Source organism: Allorhizobium paknamense, assembly GCF_030815125.1.
Lineage (GTDB): Bacteria > Pseudomonadota > Alphaproteobacteria > Rhizobiales > Rhizobiaceae > Allorhizobium > Allorhizobium paknamense.
Window position 1 is genome coordinate 24909 of the sequence record NZ_JAUSWH010000010.1, and the last position, 25197, is coordinate 50105.

The following is a 25197-nucleotide window of genomic DNA, read 5'->3' on the forward strand; positions in this document are numbered from 1 at the left end:
AATCATCGTTCTCATCTCATCCAGTCTGAACGCCGATCCTCCTCAGGCGCCGTCCGAGAGGGGGGCGATAATTGCAAAATGCGCAATTAAATCGAAAAAATTGATGCAATTGTTGGTGGGGCGATAATCAGTCAGGATTGCTCCACGAAACGCAATAGCTCACTCCGAGCAGCCCTTCACAGGAGCAGATATGACCTACCAATCTCACTTTATGAATGAAGGCCGGAACCGTCTGGTGCGTTGCGCAGGTTCTCCCATAACGCGAACGGTCTCGCTGCTTGCGCTCTGCGCGGCCTATCTGCAAGGCCCGATGACCAAGATCTTCGATTTCAAGGGCGCTCTGGCGGAGATGGATCACTTCGGCCTGCACCCGGCCATCTTCTTCGCGGTTGCCGTCATCGCTTTCGAACTGACGGCTTCAGCCTTGGTGATCTCGGGTTTCTTCCGGTGGATTGGCGCGTTGGCGCTTGCGGGGTTCACCCTCATGGCCACCTTCATCGCCCTGCGTTTCTGGGAAATGGCTCCAGGAATGGATCGCATGATGGCGGCCAACGCCTTCTTCGAACATCTCGGTCTCGCAGGTGCGTTCGTTTTCGTTGCAGCAGGCGATCTGCTCAGGGGAGAGAGCAAATGAGCGCCGGTAAAACATCCAGGGGAACCTTTGCTCCTCTTGCGCAGCCGGTCTTCGCAGTTCTCTGGGCGGCCACCATTCTCGGTAACACCGGCAGTTTCATGCGCGACGTTGCCAGTTCGTGGCTGATGACCGATCTTTCCGCATCGCCTGCGGCGGTTGCCATGGTTCAGGCTGCGGGAACTTTGCCGATCTTTCTGCTGGCCATTCCGGCCGGCGTGTTGACGGACATTCTCGACCGCCGAAAATTCCTGATCGCCATTCAGCTCCTTCTGGCATCGGTGAGTATTTCACTGATGGTGCTTTCCCAGGCGGGCATGCTTTCGGTCAGCGCGTTGATCGGCCTGACCTTCCTGGGTGGTATTGGCGCTGCCCTGGTCGGGCCGACCTGGCAGGCGATCGTTCCCGAGTTGGTGAAGCGGGAGGACGTCAAAAGCGCTGTTGCGCTCAACTCGCTCGGCATCAACATCGCCCGTTCCATCGGGCCAGCCACCGGAGGTCTGCTTCTGGCCGCTTTCGGTGCGGGGATTACCTATGGGGCTGATGTTGCCAGCTATATCGTCGTCATTGCGGCTCTTGTCTGGTGGCCGCGTGCAAAGACCGCCAACGACGCGCTTCAGGAAAATTTCTTTGGCGCCTTCCGCGCCGGACTTCGATACACCCGCTCCAGCCGCCCGCTGCATGTCGTGCTTTTGCGAGCTGCCATCTTCTTTGCCTTTGCCAGTGCAATCTGGGCGCTTCTGCCGCTTGTTGCCCGGCAATTGCTCGGCGGCGATGCTAGCTTCTACGGTATTCTGCTTGGAGCCGTCGGTGCCGGTGCGATTGCTGGTGCGCTGCTTATGCCAAAACTGCGTGAACGCCTGAGTGCTGACGGCCTTCTTCTTGGCGCAGCATTGATAACTGCCATGGTCATGGGCGCCCTGGCGCTTAATCCGCCGAAAATCGTCGCCGTCATCGTTCTGCTCTTCGTCGGAGCTGCCTGGATTACTGCACTGACAACCCTCAACAGTGCGGCACAGGCAGTGCTGCCAAACTGGGTGCGTGGTCGCGGTCTGGCTGTCTATCTGACCGTTTTCAACGGCGCGATGACCGCCGGCAGCCTCGGCTGGGGCGCGGTTGGCTCGGCAGTCGGCATCCAGCCAACCCTGCTCATCGGGGCCGCAGGTTTGCTCGTCGCAGGCTTTGTCATGCACCGCATCAAGCTTCCCGCAGGCGATGCCGACATGATCCCATCCAACCACTGGCCCGAACCGCTTGTCGCCGAACCCGTTGCCCATGATCGTGGCCCGGTTCTGATCCTGATTGAATACAAGGTAGAGAAACAGCACCGCAGTGCTTTCCTGCATGCCATCGACCATCTCTCTCAGGAGCGCCGCCGCGATGGCGCCTATGGCTGGGGCGTGACCGAGGATTCTGCTGATCCCGAAAAGATCGTCGAATGGTTCATGGTGGAATCCTGGGCTGAACATCTTCGCCAGCACAAGCGGGTTTCCAATGCCGACGCGGATCTGCAGGGCAAGGTTCTCACCTACCATGTCGGACCTGAAAAACCGCTTGTCCGCCACTTCCTGACAATCAATCGGCCCGGCGCCGTATAACAAATGCGGAGGGCAGGGCGGATCTGGGAATCGTAAACTTAATGAGCAGATTGACGGTTTTGTCGAAGCCGGTGTTGCTGTCAACCGCTGACGACGGATACCCCAGGATCATTGAAAATGTCTCCCGGCATTCCGCTTTCCAACGTCTCAAGCCTTTGACGTGGCCTAGTTTTTATCCCAAGGCAGCTCGCGTATTTGGCGAATGGAGATATCCTGAGGAATGTCATTGGCGGTGGCCGTTTTCGGTACGCCGACGCGTTGCGAAAGGTAGATGCTGGAATGGCCGCTGCAGAGATAGGCCACGAAGCAGGCAACCGCGAGATAGGCGGAATGCGTCGCTCCAAAGAGTTCGATGCCCATGATCATGCAGGCGAGCGGCGTGTTGGTGGCACCCGCGAACACGGCCACGAAGCCGAGACCGGCAAACAGGTCCGGCGGGGCGCCAAGCACCCCGGCCACCGCATTGCCGAGCGCCGCGCCGATGAAGAACAGCGGCGTAACCTCACCGCCCTTGAAGCCTGCGCTTAGCGTTACGATGGTGAAGAGGCCTTTCCAGGCCCAGCTCCAGTGATCGACATGATCTGGCCGGAAGAATCCGAGGATGGTCGCGTCCTCAGGGTTTGGTGACCACACGCCGAGGCCAAGATATTCGCGGGTGCCCAGTCCATAGACGAGGCCGAACAAAATGACGCTCGCCAGTACCGGACGCAACGGTGCATAGGGCAGGATCGCCTTATAGGCTGACGAAGCCAGATGGGAGAGTTCAGCGAAGACATGCGCGGCGAGGCCGAAGGCCATACCTGCAATCACCACCTTCAGCATCAGCAGCGCATCGAGATGAAAACCGATGTCTTCGCCCGCCAGATAGGCAATCGAATAGTGAACGTGCCCAATGCCCCAGGCATGGCAGGTCCAGTCGGCGACGATGGCGGCCAGCAGCGAGGGAAGGAGCGCCTCATATTGCATCCGGCCAATCGTCAGGACTTCCAGCGCAAAGACCGCACCCGCAATCGGTGTCCCGAACACCGCACCGAAGCCCGCCGCAATGCCTGCCATCAGCAGAATGCGGATGTTCGCTGGCGGGAGCTTGAACAGTCTGCCAAAGGCGCTTGCGAGACTGCCGCCAAGCTGTACGGCGGTCCCCTCGCGGCCAGCCGAACCGCCGACCAGATGCGTCAGAACGGTGGTCACCAGAATGAACGGAGCCATGCGCAGGGGCACGCCGCCACCCGGTTCATGGATCTGATCGACAATCAGGTTGTTGCCACCCTCAGCCGATTTGCCGAACGTGCCATAGGCCCAGACCATGACGAAGCCCGCGACCGGCATGAAGCAGATCAGCCAGGGAAACGCGAAACGCAGTTCTGTCGCCCGGTCGAGGCTCCAGAGGAAGAGGGCGACCAGAGACCCCACGGCCATCGCCATCGGCGTGACGATGACAATCCATTTTGCGAGGCTGTGGATTTGTTGGAAACGGAGGCCGAAAATCGATGCGGGCGTCATGCGAACGACGCTCCATCACATCCGGCGATCAGGCAAAAAATAAAAGGATTTTGACGTCCAGGCACGGCTCTACTCCTTCGCGTGGTTCGCGTTGAGTAGGAGTCATCAGCTTCGTCAGGGAAGCGGTTCGGCTTGATGCCCGGCAGAATCCATTACCGTTTGCATTCGGTAGTACAAGACAGGTTCGCTCGTCAACATGCTTTCAGTTGCATCGACTGCCTTTGTTATGCCTGTTGATGGGCACCGTGAGGTGACCCGCAGCGTTCGGTGCCGATGTCGCAAGCTGGAGCGCCGATCTGATTCAATCAGATCGGCGCTCCAGCTCTTTATTTTAACGCATTTCCGGACGGAAAACCGGTTTCCACTTTTCCTGGAAATGTTCCAGAGTGTTGCCGTGCTTCCACTCTTCCTGGATCTGATTGGGGGAATCATGCGGCGGATCAGCCCTTGATCGTCATGGCAAGGGACAGGACCGCCTCAAGCGCAACCGTGCCCGGCTTGCCGCCATCACGGGCAAGCAGTGCCGCCGCCTGCTGGAAGGCGGCGTTGAAGGGGGCTGCCAGCCCATGAAGCCGGGCAAGCCGGACGATCTCACCGTTGAGATAATCCACTTCGCTGGAGGCGCCCCGGGCGAAGCTCTGCCATGTCGATTGCTGCCCGCGCTCAATGCCGCTGTTTTCGGCGACGTGCCAGCCGGATATATCCACTCTTCGCTCTTCCTCCGCTGCCGGATCAAAGCCCGCCGCCTGCAAGATGACGCGGGCTTCGCCGGAGAGCGCGGCAATTGCCTCTTGAGAACGCGCGTTCACGTTTGCGAACAATTCCACGACATTGGTCACGTTGTGCAGCAATTTCGCCGCCTTCCATCGCCGTATATCCTCGCTGACCTCCGTGAGGTAACCGGCGGCGGCAAGGTCGGTCCCTATGGATTTTGCCGTAGGGTCCAGGCCGCCCGGATAGCGCCCCAGGGTGATAATGCCCGGCTGCGGCGCGCCGCCGACCACCACTTCCCCGATCTCGGTAAAACGGGCCGGTACCTTGATGCTGGCGGCATAGACCCGGGAGAAGCGGCGCAGGGCAATATCCTCGGAGGCCAGCCCGTTCTGGAATGTGACAAGCGGCAGATCGGCGCTCACCCCGCCGCCTTCCACCGGTTGCCATGCCCAAAAGGCCGTTGCAGCTTCGGCATCCTGCGTCTTGACGGTCAAGAGCAGAACGTCGTCAGGGCGCAGGGGCGGTGGGGTATCGGCGTGGGCCGTGGTCAGCCTGACGGTCTTCTGGCCGTCAGGGCGACGGTAGGAAAGCCCGTGACCGGCGATATGATCAATCTGCCGCCCGCGTCCGACCAGGATATAGGCAAGGCCCGCAGCATGGAATTGCGCGGCAAGGCTCGCACCCACCGCACCGGCGCCAATGATGATATAGCGTGTCACGTTCGTTCTCTTATGGTTCAGGCGGTTTTGAGCACCAGGCGCGGGGAGGCCTGTGCTCCTTCCACGGTCTGATCGCGGTTCCAGCGCTGGAAGGCGGCCTTGCCCAGCATGGCAATGGACGTATCTTCCTGTGGCGCGTGCACCAGCACAGCCTGAATATCACGAAAATGCCGTTCCAGGCCAAGCTCTGCGCCAAGCCCGGGATTTCCAAGGCCGCGCACCGCCAGTTGCACCGCATCGCGCAATTGCCGCCCGGCAATCAGCCTGGCCCGGATCAGCCGTTCGGCGTCATCCAGACCATATTTCAAACCGTCGAACAGGATCTGCCGGGAGCCGGACACCAGCAGGTCGATCTCGCCCGACAGGGTGATGAACCTTTCCGTTTCGGCAATCGGCCTGCCCAGATTGGTCGGCACACGCTGCTGCGCAAAGCGGATGAAGGCGCTTTGCGCAGCCTCGGCGACGCCGAGATAGATCGCCGTCAGCGCCAGGTTCATCGCCGCATGGGCGCGATTGTCCTGCTGGGCGACGGACGGATCGACCAGTTCCAGCCCGTTTTCCAGCGCGATCTCCACATTCTGGTAGTCCACATCATGGGAGCCGCTGGCGCGCATGCCGAGGCTGTCCCAGTTTTCGATGATCGTGATGCCGGGAAGACCGTTCGGAACCACGAAGGTGCCGACACGGGATGGCGTTTCATCCGTCCGCGCCCAGACGAGGAAATGCGTGAGCCCATGGGCGCCGGTGACAAAGCGTTTGCGCCCGCTGATCGACCAGCCCCCGGCGGTACGGCGGGCAAGGGTGGCGGGCAATCCGCCGCGCGCCGGAGAGCCCAGCTCCGGCTCCACGCGGGCGGCGTTCAGAAGAAGCGGGCGTTCTTTTGCCTCCGCCAGCAGACGGGTGTAGAGGCTATTCGGCCAATGGCCTTTCCCTGCCTGCGCCAGGTGGTTGAAAAGGGTCATGGCGCTGATCAGCGCAACGGATGGGTCTGCGCGTCCCAAGGCTGCCAGAATGACGGCGGCGTCGTAGAGCGAGCCGCCCGCACCGCCATAGCGGGGGGCGACCGTTGCCTCCAGCAGGCCGCCACGATGCACGGCTGCAATGCCCTTCCAGGGAAATTGCCCGCTGCGGTCGGCCTCGGGCGCGGCTTCCGCCACGGCCTTTTGGGTTGTTTCCAGCAGGGTGAGATCAAGGGCCATGGCGCGATGCGTTCCGGTTTGAGAAAGTGATCTTCACGCTGCGGCCTGTTTCCTGGCCTCTTCCCGTTCGCGAATGCCTTCCCGCACCAGCGGCAGAATGTAGCGGCCGTAATCCACGGCATCGTGATAGTTGTCATAACCGCGAATGGAGATGAGATCGGCCCCGAGATCGATATAGTCGAGAATGGAATCGGCAATGGTGCGCGGCGATCCGACCAGCGCCGTGGTCGCGCCGCTGGCATTTGTGGCGGTCACGGTGGGATACCAGAGCGCACGATCCTGAACGTCACCGCGCTTGGCGATATCGAGCAGGCGCTGCGAGCCGACATTGGCCGGGCGCGGGGCCGAGAGCGGCGCGCGCGATAGCCCCTTCTCGCGATTTTCGTTCAGCTTGTCGAGAATGCGATGGGCCTTGGCCCAGGCAAGGTCATCGGTTTCAGCCACGATGGGCCTGAAGGTGACCCAGATGCGCGGACGGTCACTCCGCCCGGCCTTGGCGGCTTCGGCATAGATCCTGTCGATCTGCTGCCGGGTCTCCGCCAGCGGTTCGCCCCAGAGCCCGAAAATATCGCAGAGCGATCCGCCGATGCGATAGGCGGCATCGGACGAGCCGCCGAGCGAGATCGGGATCAGGCCATTGACCGGGCGCACGGCGCTTCGGAACTGCTTGAACTGGTAATAGGTGCCCTCGAAGTCGAAGGCTTCGGTGGAGGTCCAGGTCAGGCGCAGGATGCGGATATATTCCTCCTGCCGGGCGTAGCGCTGCTCCTTGTCCAGGAAGTCGCCTTCGCGGGCCTGTTCGTCGTCGCTGCCCCCGGCAATGAAGTGCACGACCACGCGTCCGCCGCTCAACTGGTCCAGCGTTGCCAGCGATTTCGCCGCTACCGTGGGGTAAACCGTATTGGGCCGCAAAGCCACGATGATCTTGATGTTCTTTGTGTGCGACAGAATGGTGGCGCCCAGCGTGAAGGGGTCGAAGGACGAGGACGAATAGGGGATCAGCGTGTAGTTGAAGCCGTAATCATCCAGCGTCTGCGCATAACGCTTGAGATACTCAGCATCTGCCGGTGCGTCTGGAAGCGGATGGAGATCGTTGGAGGCATTGGGAAATGTGACGCTGATGAATTCGGCTGGCATGACGGCTCTTCCTTCGAATGTGCGGGACAGGGAATAAAACTAAAAGGCGAGAGGTGGAGACAAAAGATCAACCTTTCTTTTTCTATGGAAATAATAGAAAATATTTACTGATCCCGCGCGCGTCGCCCGGCTCACGCCTGCCAGCCAAGATAAGGCGCGATGGTTTCGCGAAAATCGGTGAGCAGGCGTTGATTTTCCGCCAGCCCAAAGGCTGGTGGCAGGAAGAGCACCAATTCGTCGGCGGCCGCGATACCGGGATCTTGCAGCAAGGCCTCCAGAACGGCCTGCGGAGGCCCATGGAACACGGGGGAAATCTGTGTACCCGGAGGCTGGTTGACCTTGGCGTTGGGCTGAAGGGCTCCTGAGGGACGCGAGGCGGCGATGCCCTGCGTGCGGCGCTCCAGATCGTAAGCCTCATAGCTCTCCTGAAGGGTTGCGGATGTGGCAGGCAGGATGGAGGCAGCGACCGCCACCGGCGGCGGTTCGCTGTCCCATCTCTCGCGCCAGCTTTGCCGATAGGCTTCAATGCAGCGGGCCTGGTAGGCGCCGAAACGCTCTCCTTCCTGGTGATCGTGCTGCACGGTGCCGGTGATCAGCCCGAGGCCAAGCTCTGCGGCCTGAAGTGCTGAGGCGAGACTTGCCGAGCCCTGCCGGATACGCTGGCTGAGGCCCGGGCTGTGCGGCGTCACGCGCAACTGGCTGCCTTCCGCAGCCCCTTGACCTGGCCCATCGACGGTATGCAGCACCTCTCCGGTGATAGCGGCCAGGAAGCGTGCCTGCCGCCGCTTTGCCTCCGTACGCGCATCGGTTTCGACCGCGCCGAACACGGCATCGAAGGCCGCATTGGCTCCGGTGGCAATGGCCATTTCCAGCCGCCCGCCGATCAGAAGATCGGTCGTGGCCGCCGCTTCCGCCAGCAGGATCGGCTCCTGATAGCGCATCGGAATCACCGCCGTGCCAAGCGTGATGCTGCGGGTTTGCTGGCCCACAGCGGCCAAAAACGGCAGCGGTGAGGAAAGGTAATTGTCAAAATGGCGCTGATAGACCCAGCCGGACTGATAGCCCAGGTCTTCAGCAAGGTGGAAAAGCTCTATGCCCTCGCGCAATCCCTTTGCCGGTCCATCCGTGCCATTGAAGGAGACACGGGTGTTGAAACCGATGCGGCGCTTGGGGCGAAAGCCTTGTGGCAGCAGTGGAGAGGCAGCGGCAAGGGTCATGCCTGTGCCCCCTCGGCCACACGCAGCCGGGGCTGAACGAGGGATGGGCCTGCCGATCTTCCCGCGCCGGAGGGAATGGCGCTTAAAAGGGCCTTTGTATAGGCCTGTTGCGGAGCCCCGAAAATTTCGGTCACACTGCCTTGCTCCACAATGCGCCCCCGATGCATGACGGAGACCGTGTGCGCCAATTGCCGGACCAGCGCCAGATCGTGGGAAACGAAGACATAGGTGAGGCCGAGCTTGGCCTGAAGCGTCAGCAGAACGTCGACGATCTCCGCCTGCACGCTGACATCGAGTGCCGAGGTCGGTTCGTCCAGCACGATCACGTCCGGCTTCAGCACGAGCGCCCGGGCAATGGCCACCCTTTGCCGCTGCCCGCCGGACAGGGCCTGTGGCCGGCGGGAAAGCAGATGCTCGGCAAGACCGACATGGGCAAGCGCCTCTCGCACCCGTTCCTGACGCTCCGTCGCGGTCCCGATGCTGAAGCGATCCAGGGGTTCACGGACGAGGTTCTCCACCTTCCAGGTGGGATCGAGCGAGGTGAAGGGGTTCTGATAGACGAATTGCAGATGCCGCCAGACCTCGCGCAACGCCTCTTTCGAGCGTCCCTTGACGGATTGTCCGGCGATCTCGATTGTGCCCCGGTCCGGCTGGTCGAGGCCGAGCAGCAGGCGAATGGTGGTTGTCTTGCCAGAGCCGGATTCGCCGACCAGCGCATGGGTGGTGCCAGCGGGAATGGAAAAAGACACGTCATCGACCGCGCGAACGGCCCTGCCATCGGCATCAAAGGTTTTCGAAAGCCCCTCCACCCTGATCTTGGCCTGTCTTTTGTCTTCGCTTGCAAGATGCCGGAAACCCGGGTCGCGCAGTCTGGCATACCGGTCCGGGTTCAACGCCGGAACATCCGCATGCAGTTTGCGGGCGTAAGGGGAGGCCGGAGCGGAAAACACTGAGGCGGTTTCACCGCTTTCCTGCACCAGCCCGTCCTTCAGCACCACCAGCCGGTTTGCCCTTTCAGCGGCAATGGCGAGATCGTGGGTGATCAGCAGCAGGCTGATATTGCGCTGCTGCTGCAGGGTGGAGAGAAGGTCCAGAATCCGTTTCTGAATGGTGACATCCAGCGCCGAGGTCGGCTCGTCCGCCACCAGCAGCCGGGGATGGGGCAGAACGGCCAGGCCAATCAGCACCCTTTGCAGCATGCCGCCGGACAGTTGATGCGGGTAGGCATCGAAGACACGGGCCGGATTGTCCAGCCCGACCTCCGCGAAGGTTTCGAGCACCAGCGCTTTCTGGCGGGTCCTGTCGGTTTCGCCGGTGAGCGCTGCGGCCTCCAGCGCCTGCCGGCCGATGGTGCGCACCGGGTTGAGCGCAGTTCCAGGATCCTGCGGAACGAAGCCGATGGCCTTGCCCCTCAGAGGACGGAACCGCCGCTCCGCGAGGCCAAGAATATCCTGTCCGTCGAAACGGATACGCCCTCGCGCCGTGGCCCCATCGGCCAGCAGGCGCAGTACGGCCCTGGCAATGGTGGACTTGCCGGAGCCGGATTCGCCGATCAGTGCCAGGCTTTCCCCGGAGCGGAGGGAAAAGCCCGCATTATGCACCACCTGCTGCTTTCCATAGGCGATCGACAGCCGGTCGACGCTCAGCAAGGGCTGGCCTTGCGGAAAGACATGCGGTGTGGACCGGCCCGCGGCGGAACCGGCAGTTGGCGTGAAAAATGCTGTCAGTCTGCTTTGCGAAGCCATCGGCTGATCCTGTTCACGGAAAGAACGGTTGCGGTGGTGACGAGGGCGGGCGCGTAGACCAGCCAGGGCCATTTCAGGTAATCCTTGCCTATGGAGATCAGCAGGCCCCAGTCGGAAGCGGGGGGCGGGTCGCCATAGCCCAGGAAGGCAAGGCTGGCGATCACCAGGATCGACAGGCCGAATTGCAGCACGGCCAGCGACAGCACGGAGCGCGAAGCGTTCGGCAGCACATGCCGGAACAGGATATGGCTGCGCGAGCCGCCGAGCAGGAAGGAGGCTTCCACGAAGGTGGCCTCCCTCGTTTTCAGCACTTCCGCCCGCATCACCCGTGCAAAGACGGCCACGGCGGAGACGCCGGTGGCAATGGCTGCATTGGTGGTGGTAAAGCCCAGCGCCGTCACGATGATCACTGCCAGCAGGAAGCTTGGAATGGCCAGAAGCACATCCATCAGCCGGGCGAGAAGGATATCGACCCAGCCGCCGAGAAAGCCCGCAACAAGGCCGATAGACCCGCCCGCAAGCACGCCGATTGTCACCGCAATCAGGCCGCTGCCCACCGAGGAGGCGGTGCCGTAGACGACACGGGCATAGACATCCCGGCCGAGATGATCGGTGCCGAACCAGTGTTCGGCGCTGGGCGCCAGCAGTTTGGCGGCAGGCAGGCCGCTGATCGGGTCATGGCCGGTAAACAGCCAGGGTGTGAGCGCCCAGCCGATCACCACGGCCAGGACGGCGAAGGAGAGTGCAACCGTTGGCGGAATGTCCCGCAGGCTCTGCCAGCGCTCGGCGCTGCGATCCGGCCTGCTCGAAGAGAAGGCAAGGCTCATGCGGCAATCCCTTTCTGAGGTTTGGAATGGTCCCCGCCCGTCTGCACGGGTTTCAGCCTTGGATCGAGCAGCGGATAGATGAGATCGGCGATCAGGTTGACCAGCACGAAGACCACCGCCGCCAGCGACACCACCGCCTGCAAGACGGGCAGATCCTGACTGCTGACCGAGCGCTGCACGAGGCTGCCAATGCCCGTGCGCCCGAAGACGGTTTCCGTAATCAGCGAGCCGCCAAGCAATTCCCCGATGGTGAGCGCGATGACGGTGACGACCGGCAATGAGGCGGGCTTCAGCAGGTGTTTCGTGAAGAGGCGGAAGGGGCCAAGGCCGCGGCTGCGGGCCAGCACGGCATAATCCTGCCGGGACTCGCGATCGAGATTGGCAATCAGCACCTCCGCGATCTGCGCCGAAACCGGAATGCCCAGCGCAATGGCGGCGAAAAAGGTGGCCCAGCCGCTGTCCGGATCGATCACCCGGAAGAGCCCGAGCTTGAAGCCGAAAATATGGATAAGCACCAGCCCGATCACGAAATTCGGCAGGGAAAGCGACAGCGACGGCAACGCGCGCACGAGCCCCTGGCCGAGCCGCTTTGGTAGAAACTGCGTGCCATAGGCGACCGTCGTCGCAATGACCAGGGCCACAGCCAGACCCGATGTCGCGAGAATAAGCGTGGACGGCAGCACCTCGGCGATCAGCGTGGCCACCGGGCGGCTGGAGCGCATGGAAAGCCCCAGATCGCCAAGGAGGAAATGGGAAAGCGCAGTCCAGAGCTGGATGGCAACGGGCTGATCCAGGCCCTGGGCGGCGATGATCTGGGCGATTTCCTCCTCACTGAAGCCGTTTTGCGGGTCGCGCAGCACGTTGGTGATCGGGTCTCCGGGCAGGATGGAGACCACGATGAAGGTGAAGACATAGGCCAGCAGGATCACGGCCCCTGCCTGGGCAACACGCTTCAACGCATAGGTCAGATAGGCGATGTTCACGGGCTTATTCGCTCTTGCTGGCGGTATAATAATTGGCATAGGCCACACCGTTATAGGTGACGCCGGTGAGCTTCGGGGACTGAACGTAGATGCGCTGGACGATCTGGGTGCGCGGAATGAAATAGCCCTGTTGAAGAACATAGGTCTGGAGCGCGTCGAGAAGCGGCGCGCGGGCTTCGAAGGAGGCGGCGCGGGCGATACCATCGCGAAGATCGTTGAGCTTGCTGTCGCTCTCGCCCAGCGCAAACCAGTTCTCGCCCTTGTTGGCGTCGGTCAGAATGCCTGCCACCGTTCCGGCATCGATGAAGCTTCGCGTCACGTCATAGGCCGGGACCGCCGGATTGCCATACTGGACCTTCTCGCCGAAGGTAGTGACATCGTAAGCGCGAATGACCACCTTCCAGCCGATCTTCGCCAGTTGCTGGGCCAGAAGCTCATCAATGGCCTTGGAGGTGGCGAGATAGGGAGTGGAGTAAACGGTCAGCGTCAGCGGCTTGCCGTCCTTCACCCGGATGCCATTGGCGCCCTTGGTCCATCCGGCCTCGTCCAGCAGCTTTTCCGCCCTGCCGGGATTATAGGCGAGCAGATCGCTGTGGTCTGTGGCGCCCGGCACATTGCTCTGGATGAAGGAGGTCGGCAGCTTCCAATCCGGCGTATAGACCGTGTCGATGATTTCCTGACGGTTGATGCCCGTCTGCAGCGCCTGGCGCACCCTGACATCGTCATAGGGGGGAGCCTTGGTATTGATGGCCCAGCCATTGACGAAGCCGAGATAGCGCGGGGTTGCGACGGTGAAGCCCTCCTCCTTCAGCGACTGCAATTCCTGCGGAGAGGGATTGTAGGCCACGTCCGCCTGTCCGGATTGCACGGCAGAGACGCGCAGCGACTGTTCGGCGACCAGCTTGTAGGTGATGCTGTCGAGATGGGCGGGGCCGGTCTGCCCGAGCGCGGACGGTCCCCAATTATAATCCTTGCGCTTGACGAGCTTGACGTAATCGCCCTCTTTCCAGGTTTGCACCACATAGGGGCCGCTGCCGGAGGTCTTGCCGAGATCGGCCTGCACGGATGCCGGTTGCGCGAGTGTCTTTGGCGAAATCAGGATGGAGCCGTGATAACCAAGGGTGGGAATGAAGCCCAGCGTCGGCGCCTTGAACACCACCTTGACCGTGAGCGGATCCACGGCCTCGGCATGGTCATAGGTCTTGGGGAAGAGGCCGATGGGATTGATGCCATCCTTGGTGCGCCCGGCAGCCCAGATATCGAGATTGGCCACCACGGCGGCAGCATCGAGCGGCGTGCCGTCGGAGAAGGTCACGCCCTTTTTCAGGTGCAGTGTGAATTCCGTGGCCGTGTCGTTCTGCTCCCAGCTTTCGGCAAGCCATGGACTGGCCTTGCCCTCGGCATCCACATAGACGAGCTTGTCGGTGACATGGCCCCAAATATGTCCCTGGAAGCTGGAGATGGAACTGTTGTTCGGGATCCAGGTCGGTCCCAGCGAGTCGATCAGAAAGACGATGTCGCCACCCTCATGCACGCCATCCGCAGCGGCACCCGGCACGGGGGCGGAAAGGGCCAGGAGGAAAGCGGTAACCAGAGGGTAAAACCGCACCTTGATCCGGCGACGGGATGAAGGAGAAAACATAAAGGCTTCGATCATCGAACATTCCTGATGGCTTGGGTCTCTTCTGGTCCTTTCTTCTGTCAGGCTGCCCAATGGGCACCCGCGGCCACGGCGCGGGAAGTGCCGCCGCGAGCGCCGATGTCAAAGCCTGCAAAAGATAGAACTTGCATGTGCTTCAAGGCTAATGATGAGCCCGCCGGTACGAAAGACAGATAATTTTTTATCTATAGAATTAGTAGATAAAATTGCCTGATGCGGAAGGCCGCTTTGGTCGCCGGTTCTCCACCGTGGGTGGTATGGCGACACGATGCATGCCAAAGCGGATCGGTCTTCGGGCTTGGGTGCGGCGGAAGGGTCAGGCGCGGGCGCGGCCAAACCCGTAGGTCAAGGCTAATGCTCCGACGAGCACGGCACCCTTGATGAAGTCCTGGGTGTAATAGGGGGCATTCAGCATGGTAAGGCCATTCAGCAATATGCCGACGAATACCGCGCCGACCGTGGTGCCCAGAACGTTCGGACGTTTGAGGCTCAGCACCGCAAAGCCGATCAGCGAGGCGGCGACCGAATCCATCAGCAGCGACGCCCCGGAGGAGACATCGCCCCGGCCGACCCTGGCCGCAACGATGATGCCGCCCAGGGCCGCCAGCGTGCCGGACAGGACATAGGCGAGTGTGCGAATGCGCGCCGTATTGCCACCTGCCAAACGGGTCGCGATCTCGTTGCCGCCGGTTGCGAACAACAGGCGGCCAAAGCGCGTGTGTTCCGTCAGCACATAAAGAGCAATCGCCACCACGGCCATCAGGATGACCGGCAGCGGCACGGTGCCCAACAGGCTGGAGCGGCCGATCAGCAGAAACAGCGGATCGTATTTGCCCGTTGCCGTCGATCCGTCAGGCAGGATCAGGCCGACGGAGATCGAGCGTCCCGCCGTCGGGATGAGTTGCAGCCCGGTCAGCAGAAACATCGAGGACAGTGTCGCCAGCAGATCCGGCACTTTCAACCTGACGATCAGCAGGGCGTTGAAGAGCCCCACCAGCGCACCGAAAGCCAGCACCAGCGGCACGGTTTGCCAGACATTGAAGCCCAGCACGATCATGGCATAGCTGGCGGCCATGACGCTGGATGCCGCAACCGCGCCAGCCGAAAGGTCGAAGCCACCGATGGCCAGCGTCACCGTTACCCCCGCGCCGATAATCGCCACAACGGAAACGGCCTGCAGCACACTCATGAGGTTGCTGACGGTTAGAAAGGCCGGTTGCGCCAATGTGAACAGGACGAACAACGCCGCCAGCAGCAGGAAAACCGCGCCACGGCGAATGATGGTCTTCGCTGCTTCGCCCGTGGATCGAGGTGGGGTGGTGGCCGGCAAGCTCTGCCTCTGGCTCTGGCTGATATCGCTCATGCCACTGTCTCCAGGATTGCGTCTGCGTCATTTACGGGGGTGGCCCGCAGGCTATGGTGGTCCATTACAATCACCCGGTCCGCGACCTCGAGGGCTTCCTCGGTGTCGGAGGTGGCAATCAAGGTGGCGCGGCTGCGCTCAGTGCGGATGGCGGCGATGATGTCCTGACGCGCCCCGACATCGACCCCCTGAAAAGGCTCATCCAGCAGCATAAGCCGGCTTGGTTCCGCCTCCCAGCGTGCCAGCACCACCTTTTGCTGATTGCCGCCGGAGAGCGCCCATATCGACTGATGCGGGGATTGCGCCTTGATGCCCAGCCTGCCAATAGCCTTGACGGCCTCGCGGTTCTCCCGCCCGGAAAGCATCAGCCCACGCGGATACCAGCGCGGCAGATGCGGCAGGCTGATCGTGGCGGCAATCGTTTCTCCCGGCCAGTCTCGCGGCATCAGGGAAGAACGGTGCCTGTCCTCCGCAGCCATGACGACACCTGCGGCAATGGCCTCCGCCGGATGACGCGGCGCATAGGGCTTTCCATCGAGAAAAGCCTCTCCGCTTGTGAAACGATGGCTTCCGAACAGGCAGGACAACAGGCGGCTCTTGCCCGCCCCCAGCACGCCGGTGATGGCGACGACCTCACCTTCCAGCAGCTGAAGATCGAAGGGTTCGCTGTCCGGACGCAGCCGAACCGCCCGCAAGTCGAGCACGGTCGCGCCGGGCGTGGTCCGGGCTTGAGGACGTGCTGCGTTCAGCGGCCTGCCGATCATCGCTTCGATCGCCTCATCGAAATGGATTGGCCGTTTAAAGGCGGCAACAGTCCTGCCGCCCCGCAAGACGGCAGCGCGGTCGGCAAGCGCTGCGATATCGGCCGTGCGGTGCGAGATGTAAAGGACGGAGATGCCCCGCGCTTTCAGGCCAAGGACTGTCTGGTAAAGACGGCCTGCCTCCTCGGTGGAAAGGCTCGCTGTCGGCTCATCAAGGATCAGCAATTGCGCCTTCATCGCCAAGGCCCGGGCGATCGCGATCAACTGCCGCCCAGCAGGCCCCAGCTCCGAAAATCGAAGGTCGAGCGGCAGATCGAATTGCGCCTCCCGCAGCATGGCGGCAGCGGTCCGGCGCACACTGCGGCCCGTCAGGAAAAAGGGCTGACGGCCATCGACAAAATGGTTGAGCAGCAGCGCGTCCGCCACCGTCAGATCCGGTATCCCGACGAGATCGGTCGACTGATGCACGGTCACGACACCCAGCGCCGCAGCCTCCGCAGGGGTTTTCGGCGCGTAAGTGCGGCCATTCATGCGGATCGACCCGCTATCTGCGATTTGAACGCCGGAAAGGATTTTCACAAGCGTCGATTTGCCTGCGCCATTGGCGCCCATCAGCGCAAGAATTTCGCCGCGGTCAATCGTCAGCGAAGCCCCCGCCAGGGCTCTGGTGGAGCCGAAGGATCGGTGAAGATTTTCAATCTCGATCAGAGACATGCGACGGCCCATCCTTGCTGTGCCCCGGTTCATGCGAGTGGACCGCGCAACGGCGGCGCAATCAAGCATGCGTCTTGCCCGCCTCAAGCCAATCCTGGAAAAGTTTTCCAGTTTCGAAAGCCGGTGTGTTCTTGGAGACGTGTACTCCATCCGTTCGCTCAACCATGACCTTCAGAACGCTGGCGATAGCTATATTTTCTCACGTCAGGCCTGCTCCTGAGCAAGAAAACTCCTTTCCATGCCGCAATAAGCAACAATCGGCGCTCAATTGTCTATAGAAAATATAGATTAATAAGAAACCGCCAAGGGCGGTGCAGCCGGTTTTGCGTCGCATTGGGTTCGGTCCATGCGGACGCTATACGAAAGGGGGCTTTCCATGAGCATACGCTTCACTGGGCATTCTATCGCGCGCACATCCTCAGCCTTCGCGGCGATGGCGCTTCTGGCAACGTCACCGGTCATGGCAGCCGGATTGACCGGAGCGCCAGCGCCCTTCGACAAGGGTGGCGTGAAGATCGCCCTGATCAGCTATATTTCCGCCGGTGATTTCTTTCAGGCCTATCAGGCTGGCGCGCAGTCCCAGGCCAAGGCGCTGGGCGTCGACCTGCAGATTTTCCCGGGCCGGCAAAATGCCGCCGAGCAGCGCGAACAGATCCTGCAGGCCATCAATCTCGGAGCGAAGGCGATCGTGATCGATCACGGACAGCCGGAAGCGCTGTCAGATGTGGTGCAGCAGGCTCTCGACAAGGGCATCAAGGTCGTGGCCTTCGACGTCAACCTCAACAATCCGAAAATCCCGCAGGTCGAACAGAGCGACCACAAGCTGGCCGAATTGGCGCTGCAGCAGGCTTTGAAGGAGAACGGCACCAGTTTCAACGCGGGTTATGTCTATGTGGCCGGTTTTGCCCCGCTGGACCGCCGTAACGAGGTCTGGGAAAAGGTAAAGGCGGAACACAAGGATATTGTCGAGAAGGCGCGCTTCGGTACGGTCAGCGATACGACGGCGACCGCCACCGCCGATCAGGCCAAGGCGGTGTTCCGGGCCAATCCGGATATCACCGTGGTCTTCGCGCCCTATGACGAATTCGCCCGTGGCGTGAAACTGGCCGTCAGTGATCTCGGCATTGCGGACAAGGTGAAGATCTATTCGGCTGATATCTCGACTGCCGATATCCAGGAGATTGTGGAAAAAGACAGTCCATGGGTCGCAACAGCCGCCACCAATCCGGCGGTGGTCGGGGCCGTGTCCATCCGGGCCGCAGCTCTTCAGCTCGCGGGTGAGGCCGTCCCGCACCAGATCGTCGTCGATCCCGTTCTCGTCACGCAAAAGGATCTTCGGGATGCTGGCGTCAACACCATCGAGGACCTGGCCAAAAAGATCCCGGCCTTTTCGACCAGCACCGCCGTGACTGCCAGCTGGATTCCGTCCGCGGCATTTTGAAAGCCTCAAACACAAAACAAAAGGCTGTGCGGCCCCGACGGAGTCGCACAGCCTTTCGCTGTTGGTCTTTGCCTACAGTTCTTAACTCCGCACTGACACCTATCCATGCGCGAAAAGGTGTCGTCGCAATCGTCACTGTCTACGGTCTTGACACAAAACAAAAGTGATTTAACCTAACTTCAGGTGCTGGACATCCTGTTGCGGGAGGCAAGGGAACCCGGTTCCGACGGGAGGAAAATCATGTCGATGTTGAAAATACTTGCCGGCGCTCTCGCTGCCGGAGTGGTTTTGTGCGCGCCATTTCTGGCCAATGCCGAAGATCTCGTCACCAACAATCGGATCGGGCTGGCCAAGGCGCCCAACAAACTCGTCTTCCGTATGACGACGGATGGCCCGTCCAACAACATGCCGGACACCGCCGCTGGCTATAGGAAGCTTTTTGAGGATTTCATCCGCAAACACCCGGACTGGCAGATCGAAACCCAGTTGATGACCGGCGATATCGGCCAGGAGCAGGCGCGTCTTCTGGAACAGGCCAAGTCCGGAGCCGCGCCCGATTGCGCAGCGGTCGACTCCTTCGTGCTGCCGCTCTTCAAGAAGGCGGGCGTGCTCAAATCCTTCTCGCCCTATTTCAAGAAGGAAGAGATCGATCAGCTCTTTCCCTTCATCCGCGAGGGTGTGACCGGTGAGGATGGCAAGCTCTATGCTTGGTGGTGGAGCACGGATCTGCGCGTTCTCTATCGCAACAAGGAGATCGTGCCCGATGCGCCGCAGACCTGGGACGATCTGAAGAAGGCGGGCCTTGCCTCCGTTGAAAAAGGCATGGAAGGCATTCTCTTCAACGGTGGTCGCTATGAGGGCACCACCTTCGATTGGGTGGCGAATTTCTGGGCTCAAGGCGGCGATCTCGTCGACAAGAGTGGCAAGCCGGTTTTCGGGGAAGGGGAAAACAAGGCGAAGTTCGTGAAGGCCGTCAATTTCTACCGCGAGCTGGTGGAATCCGGCGCCGCGCCCAAGCGCGTTGCCACCATCGGCAATTATGATGATTTCAATGCAGCGGCGGCAGCGGGTACCACCGCGCTGTTCGTGGGCGGCAACTGGCAGCTTGGCCAGCTCAAATCGACGCTGGATGACGCGCAATTCGCCAAATGGACCTTCTCGCCCTTGCCTGGCCCCACGGCCGATCAGCGCTCCACCGGCACAGGCGGCTGGACGGTTGCATCCTTCTCCGCCGATCCGAAAAAGGTGGAATTCTGTGCGGCCATTGCCCGTGACATCTATATGGGCCCGGCCAATGAAGTGCAGGGACAATTGCCCACCCGCGCCGATCTCTATGGCAAGTACAAGGTCTTCTCGACGCCGGACAACAAGGCCTTTGCCGAAGCGTTGCAGAAGGGCCGCGCCCGCCCCGGCGCCTCCGTCTATCCGGAAATCTCCAACCAGATCCAGATCATGATGGGCAAGGTGCTGACGGGTGCGGAAAGCACGGAGCAGGCCGTGAATGAGGCCTTTGCCGCCTCCATGGCTGCCTATGACAGGCTGAAGTGACACCTCCCGAGAAGGAGCGGGCAGGCACCGTCTTGCCCGCTCTAACTCTTTGTTTTTACGAATTTCCGAACGGAAAACCGGATTCCACTTTTCTCGGGACAATGCCCTAGGGTCAAAACTCAATCAGGATGGGTGTTCTGCAAGGCGTATTTTGTGTCTGAGTAGGAGGAAAGGTGCAGGAAATGCCGATCATTTTCAAACCTTTCCGACACCCGCAGGCGCAAAATACGCCTTGCCCGAAGGGTTGAGCGGGATGGGCCGCCTGATTGCGAACAATGCTCGACAAGGCCTCAGGGCCTTGCCTTGCGCTTGTTCGCGGCCATTCAATCCCATCCCGTTCAACAGAACACCCATCCTGATTGAGTTTTGACCCTAGAGCGTTTATGAACCGGAGGAGCCCATGACCACCGTGATTTCGTCAGATCCGCCGCTTGTGCTGGCGCGGCGACCGAGAAAGGCCGGCGCGGCTCCCTGGCTTCTGCCACTGATCCTCGTGCTCGGGCTTTTCTATCTCTATCCGGTTTTCAATGTCTTCCGCTATGCCTTCACCGACATCACGCTGCTGGGCCAAGGCGAAAACTATACGCTCGCCACGATCTGGAAGACGCTGAGCCGCCCGGAGCTTCCGGAAATCCTCTGGGTCACCTTTGTTTTCACGGCAGCCAGCGTTCTCGGCCAGCAGGCGCTGGGGCTGGCCGTGGCGCTTGTCGTGGTGCGGGGGGAAAAGCGCCGCCTGCTCGGCATGACACTGCTGCGCACCACCGCCCTCATCGCCTGGGTAGTGCCCGGAATTGCAGGCGGCATCGTCTGGAAAATGCTGTTCAACGGCGCGCCCTTCGGCGGACTGAACAGTCTTCTCAGGCTTCTGGGGCTTGCGCCGGTGCAATGGCTTTCCGATCCCCATACCGTGATGTGGTCGGTGGTCATCGCCAATGTCTGGCGCGGCACGGCCTTTTCCATGGTGGTGATGTATGCGGCGCTCAAGGCTATCGACCCCGTGCTTTACGAAGCCGCCAGCGTCGATGGCGCCAGCCCGTGGCAGCGCTTTATCCATATCACCCTGCCGCAATTGCGCAGCGCCATCATGGTCAACCTGATCCTGATCACCATCCAGACGCTGAACATGTTCGATTCCGTCATCTCGCTCACCGGCGGCGGACCGGGCCGGGCGACGGAAGTGCTGTCGCTCTATACCTTCAACACGGTGTTCCGGAATTACGACCTTGCGGCAGGTGCCGTACTGTCCATCCTGATGCTGGTGATTTCCATGGGGCTGGCGCTGATCTACGCGAAATTTCTGCCGAAGGAGAGTGAGGCATGACCGGCAAGATGCAAGCCCGGCTGGGCGATGCCTTCAGCTATCTCATCATGGCGGTGATGATGGTCTTCTTCGCCTGGCCGCTGATCTGGCTTCTGTCGCTGGCGTTGCGCAGCCGCAAGGAAATCTATCTTGGCGTGTCCCGTCTCATTCCGCATGAGCCGACGCTCGCCAATTTCAACGCCATTCTCTCCTCCAGCCAGTTCGCCGCCTATCTTTACAATGCCTTGAAGCTTTCGGTCCTGAGCGGCATCGGCTGCCTGGCCGTTGCGCTGCCTGCGGCCTATGCCTTCTCGCGCTTTCCCATGCGCGGCAAGGGGGCATGGCTGATGGGGCTTTTGAGCTTCCAGATGATTTCGCCGCTGGTCATCATGATCCCGCTTTATCGCTACATGGCCTCGATCCAGATGACCGAGAGCCATGCGGGCGTCACCATGGTCTATATCGCACTGGCCGTGCCCACGGCCACCTGGATTCTCAAAGGCTTCATCGATGGTATTCCGGTCAGCCTGGATGAGGCTGCGCTGATCGATGGATGCAGCCGTTTCGGCGTTTTCTGGCGGATTGTGCTGCCGCTTGCCACGCCCGGCATTGCGTCTGCCTTCATCATCACCGTCATTGCCGGCTGGTCGCAGTTCCTTGTGCCCTTCCTGCTGATCACCAAGGACAATCTCATGCCGATCGGTGTGGGCATTTTCCAGTATGCCGGAACCCAGAATGACAGTTCCCTGCAGGTGCTTGCCGCCGCCTGCCTTGTCTCTGTGGTGCCGGCCATTCTCGCCTTTCTTTCCCTCCAACGTCTCATTCTGGGGGCCATGACCGCTGGTGCGGTCAAGGGTTAACCTCCTTCGAATTTTCACAGGATCTGCTTCACATGGCCCTTACTCTTGCCCAACGTCTTGATCTGATGACCGTCCGTACCGAGGAATTGTCCTATTGGCGCGTGCGCCACGCGCAGCCCATCGAAGGCTGGAGCGTCGATGGCGCTCCGATTGCGCTGGGCGCGCCCTGGCCGGAGCGGCAGGGCACACGGGAATTTGCCGTGGAGGCCGCCGTTCCCGCAGACTGGCCGCTTGCCGAGTGCCGCCTGCGGCTTGATCTTGGCGGAGAGAGCCTGATCACGCTGCGGGATGAAGCCGGGGCGGAGATTTCCTACGGGCTCGATCCGAACCACCGCGAGTTTCCGCTGCCGTCACACCGCTTTTCCCTCTCTTCGCGAAGCGTGGCCCGGCTGCCCTTTGGCGAGCCGGTGCGCGACCCGCGGCTTGCCATGGCAGATATCATCTGGGTGGATGCCGATGTCGAGCGGCTGGCCCTGCTGCTGACGCAGATCTGCGAGACGATCAAGGTTCTGGGCGATCACGAGGTCATCCCTCATCTGCTGACTGCCGGGGAAACGGCGCTGCGTAGCCTCGACTGGCCGACGGAAACCGCCGCCTATATTTCCCGCACCGCCTCTCAGCCGATGCAGCAGAAGATTTGGGCTTTGCCGGAGATGATGGCAAACCCCGCCGCCCTGAGCGATGCCGAGCGTGACAGCGTGCGCCTTGCCCACGACCGGCTGATCGAGGCGCTGGACGGGCTGCAAAAGCGCTTTCCCCCGCAGGGCGATGTGGTGCTGACGGGCCATGCCCATATCGATCTCGCCTGGCTCTGGCCTTACCGGGAAACCCGCAGCAAGCTTCGCCGGACCTTCCACACGGCCTTGACGCTGATGGAGCGCTTCGAAGGCTTCCGCTTCAACCAGTCGACCGCCCATTACTATGCCCAGATTGCCCAAGACGATCCGAAACTGTTCGAGTCCGTGCTGGCCAGGGTCAGGACCGGCCAATGGGAAACGGTGGGTGGCATGTGGATCGAGCCCGATACGCTGATGCCTTCCGGCGAGAGCCTGGCGCGGCAGATCCTTTATGGCCAGCGCTATTTCGAAAAGACTTTCGGCAGCCGCCACACCGTGTGCTGGTTGCCGGATTGCTTCGGCTTTTCCGGCGCGCTGCCGCAATTGCTGAAGCAGGGCGGGCTTGAAAACTTCTTCACCATCAAGGTCAACTGGTCGGAGACCAACCGCTTCCCCGCCGATCTCTTCTGGTGGGAAGGCCTGGATGGCAGCCGTGTGCTGACCCACACCTTCGACAATACGCCGCATGGCTATAATGGTGAATTGCAGCCGCACGACATTCACCAGACCTGGCGCAATTACCGCGCCAAGGACAAGCATGACAAAACGCTGCTGGCTATCGGCCACGGCGATGGCGGCGGCGGCGTGACGCCGGAAATGCTCATCCGTCAGGAACAGCTTACGCATTTCCCCGCCCTGCCCAAAACCCGCTGGGGCCATGTCGCGCAGTTTTTCGAAGAGGCGCAGGCAAGCGCCCGCGGTGTCAGCCTGCCGGTCTGGCGCGGTGAAATCTATCTGGAACTGCACCGGGCGACGCTGACCAGCCAAAGCGCCGTCAAGCGCCTGCATCGGCGCGCCGAGCGCGGTATGATTGCGGCGGAAACGGCGCTGTCGCTTGCCCATCTGATGGGCGGCGCACGACCTTCCTCCGAGGAAGCCGCCTGGCGGGTGGTGCTGAAGAACGAGTTCCACGACATCCTGCCCGGCTCCTCGATCCGCGAGGTCTATGAGGATGCCGAGGAGGAGTTGACGCATGTCATCGCCCACGCCGCGGCACGGCAGAAGGATGCACTGGCCGCCATTGCCGAACAATGGCCGAAGGGTGAGGCGGGCGAGGCCCTGCTGGTGGTCAATCCCTCTCTGCATCCGCGACGTCCTGATATCGTGACGCCGGACGGCGTGCATTTGACCGCCGCCGAGCCGCTTCCAGCACTTGGCGTGGCTGTCATGCCGCGTTCGGCCTTTGCGCCGAAGGGCGCGGTCCTGGTTTCCGCCCATGGTCTCGAAAACGATCTGCTGAAGGTCACGCTTTCTGAGGACGGGACGATTGCAAGCCTGATCCACAAGCCGAGCGGTCGTGAAGCCATTGAAGGACGCGGCAATCGCCTGATGGCCTATCTTCTGGAAAAGCCGCGCAATTGGGACGCCTGGGATATCGAGGGTGACTATATGCAGAAGGGTGAGGAAATCACCCAACTGGACAGCCTGGAGATTATCGAGGCGCGGGCCGAGCGCGGTGCAATCCGGCTGGTCCGGCGCTGGCGCAACTCCACCATCACCCAGACACTGTCGCTGACGGCTGGCTCTCCGCGCCTCGATATCGAGACCGAACTGGACTGGCATGACCGCCGCGTCTTCCTGCGCAGCCTGACGGAAACATCCGTGCGCAGCATGAGCGCCACCTATGAATGCGCCTATGGCGTTCTGGAGCGGCCCACGCATTTCAACCGCAGTTGGGATGCCGCGATGTTCGAGGCCGCAGCCCACCGTTTCGTCGATCTCTCTGAAACCGGCTTCGGTGTCGCCCTGCTCAATGACGCCAAATATGGCCATAGCACCTTCGGCCCCGTGCTCGGCATTTCTCTGCTGCGCTCTGCCGTCTATCCCGATCCGCTGGTGGATGAGGGACTGCAACGCTTCACCTATGCGCTGATGCCGCATGCGGGACCCTGGTATGATGGCGGTGTGCGGGAAGAGGCCGAGGCGCTCAACCAGCCGCTGCTGGTCGCGCCCGTCAGTGGTCTTGCCGAGGGTATTCGCCAACCGCTGACGGTCGAGGGCATTCCCGCCGGTCTCTCGGGGCTGAAGCCCGCCGAGGAAGGGGAGGGGCTGATCCTGCGCCTCTATGAGCCCGCCGGACGCCGCGGCCCGCTGCGGATCGGTTTGCCGGAGGGCTGGTCACACTCCGGGCCGCTGACCATTCTGGAGGAGCCGTCCGGTGCGGCACCTGGGGAACTCAAACCCTTTGAAGTCAAGAGCTGGCGGCTGCATAATTCCTTAAATCGGGGTCGATTTAAGGATAAAATTATGCAGCAGATATAAAGTGCTACAGCGAACCTTTGTGCGTCATATATGGCGCACGGCGCTGTAGGCGAGGGATGAGTTGCACCGCGCAACCGGCCTTGCCCGGTTGCGCGGCCCGCGATTATAATCTCCCGAAAGATGCATAAGGCTGCGCATGATCGGGTGGTCTGGTTTGCGATAACGACATGCGTTCAAGC

General features: G+C 61.4%; 18 protein-coding genes and 1 riboswitch. Of the genes, 7 read left to right on the top strand and 11 right to left on the bottom strand.

Features of this window, described 5'->3' with window-relative positions:
* Nucleotides 1-190: 190 nt before the first annotated feature.
* Complete coding sequence (locus tag QO005_RS15240; RefSeq protein WP_307158912.1) at nt 191-634, top strand: DoxX family protein; 444 nt, start codon at nt 191-193, stop codon at nt 632-634.
* The gene (locus QO005_RS15245; protein ID WP_307158913.1) at nt 631-2229 is read left to right on the top strand and encodes an MFS transporter; all 1599 of its coding nucleotides are present in this window, start codon (nt 631-633) and stop codon (nt 2227-2229) included. The genes QO005_RS15240 and QO005_RS15245 overlap by 4 nt, the downstream gene beginning before the upstream one ends.
* 165 nt (nt 2230-2394) lie before the next feature.
* Here the strand turns inward: QO005_RS15245 and QO005_RS15250 are convergent, their stop codons facing one another.
* The 11 genes from QO005_RS15250 to QO005_RS15300 form a co-directional block, all read right to left on the bottom strand.
* The gene (locus tag QO005_RS15250) at nt 2395-3732 is read right to left on the bottom strand and encodes a voltage-gated chloride channel family protein (protein WP_307158914.1); all 1338 of its coding nucleotides are present in this window, start codon (nt 3730-3732) and stop codon (nt 2395-2397) included.
* An 89-nt stretch (nt 3733-3821) separates the two neighbouring features.
* Nucleotides 3822-3898, bottom strand: a riboswitch (Fluoride riboswitch).
* A gap of 274 nt (nt 3899-4172) precedes the next feature.
* Entirely contained in the window at nt 4173-5165 is a 993-nt protein-coding gene (locus QO005_RS15255; protein WP_307158915.1) for a ketopantoate reductase family protein, read from the bottom strand.
* Nucleotides 5166-5182: 17 nt separating this feature from the next.
* Nucleotides 5183-6364 (bottom strand): acyl-CoA dehydrogenase family protein, encoded by a 1182-nt coding sequence (locus QO005_RS15260; RefSeq protein WP_307158916.1) that lies wholly within the window; start codon nt 6362-6364, stop codon nt 5183-5185.
* A 33-nt stretch (nt 6365-6397) separates the two neighbouring features.
* Nucleotides 6398-7501, bottom strand: a complete 1104-nt coding sequence (locus QO005_RS15265; protein WP_307158917.1) for an LLM class flavin-dependent oxidoreductase — start codon at nt 7499-7501, stop codon at nt 6398-6400.
* 131 nt (nt 7502-7632) lie between these two features.
* A complete protein-coding gene (locus QO005_RS15270) occupies nt 7633-8718 on the bottom strand; it encodes an LLM class flavin-dependent oxidoreductase (protein WP_307158918.1) in 1086 nt (361 codons plus the stop codon).
* Nucleotides 8715-10463, bottom strand: a complete 1749-nt coding sequence (locus QO005_RS15275) for a dipeptide ABC transporter ATP-binding protein (protein ID WP_307158919.1) — start codon at nt 10461-10463, stop codon at nt 8715-8717. The genes QO005_RS15270 and QO005_RS15275 overlap by 4 nt, the downstream gene beginning before the upstream one ends.
* Nucleotides 10442-11290 carry an ABC transporter permease gene (locus QO005_RS15280; RefSeq protein ID WP_307158920.1) on the bottom strand — a complete coding sequence of 283 codons (849 nt, stop codon included), beginning with the start codon at nt 11288-11290 and terminating at the stop codon, nt 10442-10444. Before QO005_RS15280 ends, QO005_RS15275 begins: the two co-directional genes overlap by 22 nt.
* Nucleotides 11287-12273 carry an ABC transporter permease gene (locus QO005_RS15285; protein WP_307158922.1) on the bottom strand — a complete coding sequence of 329 codons (987 nt, stop codon included), beginning with the start codon at nt 12271-12273 and terminating at the stop codon, nt 11287-11289. Before QO005_RS15285 ends, QO005_RS15280 begins: the two co-directional genes overlap by 4 nt.
* A gap of 4 nt (nt 12274-12277) precedes the next feature.
* Nucleotides 12278-13930 (bottom strand): ABC transporter substrate-binding protein, encoded by a 1653-nt coding sequence (locus QO005_RS15290; protein ID WP_307158923.1) that lies wholly within the window; start codon nt 13928-13930, stop codon nt 12278-12280.
* A gap of 319 nt (nt 13931-14249) precedes the next feature.
* Nucleotides 14250-15296, bottom strand: coding sequence for an ABC transporter permease (locus QO005_RS15295; protein WP_307158924.1), 1047 nt, complete (start codon nt 15294-15296; stop codon nt 14250-14252).
* Entirely contained in the window at nt 15293-16771 is a 1479-nt protein-coding gene (locus QO005_RS15300) for a sugar ABC transporter ATP-binding protein (protein ID WP_307158925.1), read from the bottom strand. Before QO005_RS15300 ends, QO005_RS15295 begins: the two co-directional genes overlap by 4 nt.
* Before the next feature lie 433 nt (nt 16772-17204).
* Here QO005_RS15300 and QO005_RS15305 point away from each other — a divergent pair, with 433 nt between their 5' ends.
* The 5 genes from QO005_RS15305 (at nt 17205) to QO005_RS15325 (ending at nt 25018) form a co-directional block, all read left to right on the top strand.
* On the top strand, nt 17205-18212 hold the full coding sequence (locus QO005_RS15305; protein WP_307159052.1) for a substrate-binding domain-containing protein: 1008 nt from the start codon (nt 17205-17207) through the stop codon (nt 18210-18212).
* 246 nt (nt 18213-18458) lie between these two features.
* Nucleotides 18459-19760 carry an extracellular solute-binding protein gene (locus QO005_RS15310; protein ID WP_307159053.1) on the top strand — a complete coding sequence of 434 codons (1302 nt, stop codon included), beginning with the start codon at nt 18459-18461 and terminating at the stop codon, nt 19758-19760.
* A gap of 400 nt (nt 19761-20160) precedes the next feature.
* On the top strand, nt 20161-21081 hold the full coding sequence (locus QO005_RS15315) for a carbohydrate ABC transporter permease (RefSeq protein ID WP_307158926.1): 921 nt from the start codon (nt 20161-20163) through the stop codon (nt 21079-21081).
* Complete coding sequence (locus tag QO005_RS15320; RefSeq protein WP_307158927.1) at nt 21078-21920, top strand: carbohydrate ABC transporter permease; 843 nt, start codon at nt 21078-21080, stop codon at nt 21918-21920. Before QO005_RS15315 ends, QO005_RS15320 begins: the two co-directional genes overlap by 4 nt.
* 32 nt (nt 21921-21952) lie before the next feature.
* Nucleotides 21953-25018 carry an alpha-mannosidase gene (locus tag QO005_RS15325; protein WP_307158928.1) on the top strand — a complete coding sequence of 1022 codons (3066 nt, stop codon included), beginning with the start codon at nt 21953-21955 and terminating at the stop codon, nt 25016-25018.
* Nucleotides 25019-25197 lie beyond the last annotated feature (179 nt).